The 1,190-nt window shown below is 64.1% G+C and carries 1 protein-coding gene; it reads right to left on the minus strand.

Annotated features, from left to right (window positions below; all coding sequences use genetic code 11):
- Positions 1 to 58: 58 nt before the first annotated feature.
- Positions 59 to 1,190 (minus strand): IS3 family transposase gene (locus tag EB75_RS28060; protein ID WP_142239879.1). Its coding sequence is split into 2 segments (ribosomal slippage), with 1,133 coding nucleotides annotated over them: positions 59 to 939 and positions 939 to 1,190; the frame shifts between segments, so codons are not numbered across the junction. This gene is flagged as partial in the annotation.

Here is a 1,190-nt window from a genome sequence, read left to right on the forward strand (position 1 = left end):
TGGCGAGTCCCCGATTCTGAGTCCACCCGGAATTAGAGTCGGGTTTGTTGATCCAGATTCAGTTGATTTCGCAGGCCATCGGGGTGTGACTGCACGTACAGACGGCAGCGTACTCGGCGGGTGTTCGGTAGCCCAGCGCCGAGTGCCGGTGCCGCAGGTTGTGGTCAGCCTTGAAGTCCCCGATCACCACTCGGGCCTCCATCAGGGTGTTCCAGTGATTGCGGTTGAGGCACTCCTTGCGTAGTCGGTTGTTGAACGATTCGATGTAGCCGTTGTTCCACGGCGTGCCCGGCGGGATGTAGGACAACCCGACCTTGCCGTCGCAAAACTGTTGCAGCGCAGCCGAAATGAACTCAGGGCCGTTGTCCATCCGCAACACCATCGGCGGCCCGCCGGCCGCGGCGAACACCTTCTCCAACTCGGCCACCAGTCGCTGCGCGGTGATCGACCGCTCGACGATGTTCAGCAGCGACTCACGGGTGTGCTCGTCAAGCATCGACGCGATCTTGATGGCCTTGCCGTCGACGGTGGAGTCGAACTGAAAATCGATGGCCCACACCACCTTCGGCGCATCCGCGATGACCTCCGGTGGGCACGATGACACCCCCGACCGCTTGCGCGGCGAGGTGACCTTCACCTGCAGACCTTCCTCGCGCCAAAGCCGGTGGATCTTCTTCTTGTTCACCTCACGGCGCTCGTCGTACCGCAACGCCGCCCAGGCACGCCGGAACCCATGACACGGGTGTTTGGTGGCGTACGAGCGCAACCAAACCCGCATATCGGCGTCCGGATCGGACGGGGTCAGCGCCATCGGCAGGTTTCTGTAAGTGGAGCGGGCCAGCCCAACGGCCTTGCACGCCAACCGTTCCGACATGCTCAAGGTGTCCTTGAGCATGTCCACGGCGCGGCGCTTGGCAGCTGGGCTCAGAATTTTCCCTTCGCAACCTCCCGCAACGCGTCCTTCTCCAGCTCAGCCTCGGCCAACAGCCGCTTGAGGCGGGCGTTCTGCTCGCGCAGCTCCTTGAGCTCGCGGGCGGCGTCGGTGTCCATCCCGCCGTAGGCGCGGCGCCAGTTGTACAACGTCGCCGGCGATACGCCCAGCTCGGCGGCGATCTCCTCGCCAGTCTTGCCCTCGGCAGCCAACTCGTCCGCGCGGCGCAACTTGCGCACGATGTCCTCCGCGGAATGCC

Source organism: Mycobacterium sp. ST-F2, assembly GCF_001905655.1.
In the GTDB taxonomy this organism is placed as follows: Bacteria; Actinomycetota; Actinomycetes; order Mycobacteriales; family Mycobacteriaceae; genus Mycobacterium.